This window comes from uncultured Campylobacter sp. (assembly GCF_938031315.1).
In the GTDB taxonomy this organism is placed as follows: Bacteria; Campylobacterota; Campylobacteria; order Campylobacterales; family Campylobacteraceae; genus Campylobacter_B.
The window spans coordinates 1-3,962 of record NZ_CALHHT010000292.1 but is presented as its reverse complement, the minus strand read 5'-3'; the positions used below and the strand labels follow the sequence as shown (position 1 = coordinate 3,962).

Genomic DNA, 3,962 nt, shown 5'->3' with positions numbered 1-3,962 from the left:
CGCTATCACAGAGCATTTTATCACTGGAACGTGAGCTTGGAACGCAGCTTTTTAACCGCACGAGTAATCCCATTTCGCTTACGCACGCGGGAAAAATTTATGCTAGTAAAGCCAAAGTCATTTTTGACGCCATAAACGACCTAAAAAACGATATCTCTGAAATAAGCGGCGTAAAAAATGATAAAATTCGCATCGGTTTTTCGCAAAACGGCTATAATCTACTGCCGTCGCTACTGCCGATGTTTTGCAAGAAATTTAAGGATTCGGATCTGCAAATTACGCAGTTTTCTTCTGCGCTTAGCATTCGCGAAATGCTACTTCAAGGTGATCTTGATGTCGGTATGGTGATACTGCCCATCGATATGAGCGGGCTTGACGGGGTTAAAATTCTAACGCAAAAAACCTATGTCGCTCTAAGCTCCACCCATCCGCTCTCGCTTGAGTTTAAAAACGAATCTGTTCCCAAAATTGACATTTCGCGCTTAAAAGAGGAAAGATTTATCCTGCCTAATCAAAGCCTAAGAAGCGCCGAGCAGATAGATGCATTTTTTGCTGCTGCGGGATTTGCGCCGAAAGTGCTATGCCGTACGGAGACCTTTGATATCGCCAATGCTATCGTCGCAAGCGGCGCAGGAGCGTGCTTTAGCATACCGCAGATGATAAAAGAGGATAAGGCGAGCAGGATAAAGCTCTTTGATGTAGGCGCGCGCGAGCTCGATAATACGCTGATAATTGCCTACAAAAAAGGCAAACGTCTAAACCATCTGGCGCAGGCGTTTATCAAAACTGCACGTAAAATTTCTAATGAAATTTAAAATTCATATCTCGCAACGATAAATGAGAGATTGAGATTTTGTAGCACTTTGCCTCTGCATTAGCTTTTGCATAAAAAATTTTTGGAGCGGATTTTGCTCAAGTTTAGGTAAAATTTCAAACTAAGCTTAAATTAGAATTTTGCCAATAGAATCTTTTATTGCTAAAATTTCACTCACAATTTACGACGGAATTTAGTGCAAAATTCTAATTTTTCACTCCGCTTAAAATATCCAAATCCTTGTTATACACCTTGGTATCTACTTCAAAAATTCCAAGCAGCGTGTGAAAAAGATTATCGTGCGAAAAAGCGTCATCCTTATGCGATTTGAGCGCATGCAGATCATATTTTTCGCGCATTTTTCCATCGCCTAGCCAAATCGCGCTCGCGATATGCCTTTGAGCTTTTGGAGCAAACATATATGGCATGCCATGCAAGTACACCCCGTTCTCGCCTAGGCTCTCGCCGTGATCGCTCATATAAATCATCGCCGTTTCGTGAGTTTTCGCGTAGGGTTTTAAAAAATCTATCACGCGAGAAAGAAAATAATCCGTATATACGATCGCGTTGTCGTAGGCATTGGTGATCTCTTCGGTGCTGCACTGCTCAAGCTGGTTGCTCTCGCACACGGGGGTAAATTTTTCAAATTTTTTCGGATAGCGCTTGAAATATGCGGGCCCGTGGTTTCCCATCTGGTGAAGGACGATCAGGATGTCGCGTCCGGCGTTAGCAGCGACGAATTGATCCAAACCCTCAAGCATCCCTTCGTCGCGGCACTCGACGTCGCAAATTTTATTATTTTGCGGCGTTTTGAAGTCCTCGTATTGCGTGCGAAGCGCCACGCCTTTGGAATCGGAGTTATTATCCCGCCACAAGATGCTGACGTCCTTGGTCGTATTGAGCACGTCCAGGACGTTTTGCACTTCGCCGGCCTTGGCGACGCTAAATTCATCTCGGTTTAGCAGCGAAAACATACACGGTACGCTCTGCGCCGTCGACGTCCCGCACGAGCTGACGTTCGTAAAGCTCACGACGCCGCTTTGAGCGCTTAGGAACGGATCGGTAGGACGGGCATAGCCGTTGAGCGCGAAGTGATCCGCCCGCGCCGATTCGCCTACGACGAGGATCACGAGCTCTTTGGGTTCCGTGGCGGCTTCGTTGATCGTCGCATCGGTGCCGATACGCTTTAATACCGAGGGCGTCTTTTTGGCGCTCTTTGCGGCAAAATTTGCGGTGCTGTAGATCCAATAGGTCGGATTCGTATAGTAGCGCAGGGATTTGTGCTCCCTAAAAAACGAAGCGTAAAATTTACTCAAGCTCAGCATTAGAACGACGATTAGGACGATGCAGATCGCCGCGACCTTGAGTTTGGCGACGATCTCGCCGCGCCCGCCGCGGTAACTCACGGGAGCGCGATAAACGAGCACCGCGGGCAAAACTCCCAGTACCGCGACGTAGATCACCAATCTCGCGCTAAAAAGATCGGCGGATTCGTTAAAATTTGTCTGCGTCACGTTTCTAATCATCTCCGAATCGATCACGACGCCGTAGTTATCCATAAAATACGCCGTAAACGCCGAGACGATAAAGGCGAAAATGAGCACCGCCTTGCTCGTGTAGCGCGAGCTTAGCAGCGTGAAAAACAGTGTCAAAAACGCGCACAAAATCACGGCGCTACAAAGCGCATAGCCCAAGCTTTGCGGCGTCGTGTCGTAAGTGGCTATGAAATTTTTAAAAAACGAAAAGTTGTAAAATGCCGTAAAAGCGAGCGAGGATAGGAAAATCAGCCTTTGCTGGGATATGTTTTTGAACATCGCGTTCTCCGAATTAATTTGAAAGCGTGATTGTATAACTGCGCGGTAAATGCTCGGTAAAAGGGCCGAATTTTAAAAGGGGTGCGGTTAAATTTAAACGAGATTTTAAATTTAGCCGCGCGAAATTTAGGCGAGAGGCGCTTTCGCGCCGAATTTATATTTTTATAAAAGAGAGCGCATTTAATTTACGCAAACGGCTTCTTGCGTCCGATGCCGCGATCTATCGGCTTTAAGCAGAAAGCGCGAAATTCAAACGGATAGCTTCCGCGCAAATTTATAAAATTGAGCCTGGTTGCGGCGTGCGCGTAAATTTACACAAACAGCCCTTTGCGGGAGGCTCCGCGCTGCGGCGACGCAAGAGCAAGAAGCGGCACTGCGCGGCTAAAAGCGTGAAATTTCGCACCGCAACTATATCGGCAAAAGTCGCGAGCCGCCCTACTTCGCATCCTCCCACCACCGCTTCTGCGGCGGGTTTTGCAGATCGAACACCTCGCCGATCTTCGGCGTTACAAGCACGTAATTTCTCCCCTGCGAGGTGGCATAGAGGCGCTGCATCGGCTCCTGCCACGGATGGTAGGCAAGATCGAATTTTGCCCAATGAATCGGCAGAAGCGCCTTGGCTTGCAGCTGTGAGGCGATTTGCGCAGTCTGCTCGGGGAAAGCATGGATCTGCGCCCAATTCTCGTCGTATGCGCCGTTTTCGAGCATCACGAGATCAAATTCGCCGTATTTTTGAGCGATCGCTTCATAATACGCGCCATATCCGATATCGCCTCCGAAAAATACCGAAAAGCTTCGCGTTTGTACGACCCAAGAGCCCCAAAGCGTGGAGTTGTTGCTCCGTAGCCTCCGCCCGCTAAACTGCCTTGCGGACTCGAGCGTAAATCGCAGTCCGTCTATGTCTTGGCTCTGCTTCAGATCAAACTCAATGATTTTGCCGTCCTGCACGCCCTAGCGTAGCAGATGCGCTCGCACCCCAGGGGCACGAGGTAGAGACCTACCTTTTCGTCAAGCTCGCGAATCGCCTTGTAATCCAGATGATCGTAGTGATCGTGGCTGATCAAAACTACGTCGATATGCGGCAGTTGCGATATTTTCGGCGTTTGCTCGTATTCAAAAGGCGCGCCGCCTATCGGAAGCGGCGAGGCGCGGTAAAATACAGGATCCGTCAAAATGACCTTCTCTTCGAGCTTGAAAATAACGCTCGAGCTCGAGTGGCCGAACCACGCAAATTTCAAATTTTGCAGCGCCGCAGCGTCAAATTTCACGCTCGGCAACGGCACGCTCGGGTTTTTGCCCGCAGGCGGCGGAATCATCGTAAAAATTCACTCCCC

General features: G+C 48.7%; 4 protein-coding genes. 1 reads left to right on the top strand and 3 read right to left on the bottom strand.

Translation table 11 applies throughout. The features are described from left to right. The coding region (locus Q0236_RS07235; RefSeq protein ID WP_297916486.1) for a LysR family transcriptional regulator at positions 1 to 815 on the top strand (815 nt) is incomplete at its 5' end. A gap of 205 nt (positions 816 to 1,020) precedes the next feature. Here Q0236_RS07235 and Q0236_RS07230 read toward each other — a convergent pair. The 3 genes from Q0236_RS07230 to Q0236_RS07220 all read right to left on the bottom strand — a co-directional run bounded on the left by Q0236_RS07230 (position 1,021) and on the right by Q0236_RS07220 (position 3,944). Then, entirely contained in the window at positions 1,021 to 2,628 is a 1,608-nt protein-coding gene (locus Q0236_RS07230; protein ID WP_297916484.1) for a phosphoethanolamine transferase, read from the bottom strand. Between the two features lie 435 nt (positions 2,629 to 3,063). After that, positions 3,064 to 3,576, bottom strand: a complete 513-nt coding sequence (locus tag Q0236_RS07225; RefSeq protein ID WP_297916482.1) for an MBL fold metallo-hydrolase — start codon at positions 3,574 to 3,576, stop codon at positions 3,064 to 3,066. Then, positions 3,543 to 3,944, bottom strand: coding sequence for an MBL fold metallo-hydrolase (locus Q0236_RS07220; protein WP_297916480.1), 402 nt, complete (start codon positions 3,942 to 3,944; stop codon positions 3,543 to 3,545). The genes Q0236_RS07225 and Q0236_RS07220 overlap by 34 nt, the downstream gene beginning before the upstream one ends. Between the last annotated feature and the right edge of the window lie 18 nt (positions 3,945 to 3,962).

Coding starts and splice junctions, on each gene's coding strand:
- Q0236_RS07230 (WP_297916484.1), bottom strand. CDS start 2,628: ATGTTCAAAAACATATCCCAGCAAAGGCTGATTTTCCTATCCTCGCTC.
- Q0236_RS07220 (WP_297916480.1), bottom strand. CDS start 3,944: ATGATTCCGCCGCCTGCGGGCAAAAACCCGAGCGTGCCGTTGCCGAGC.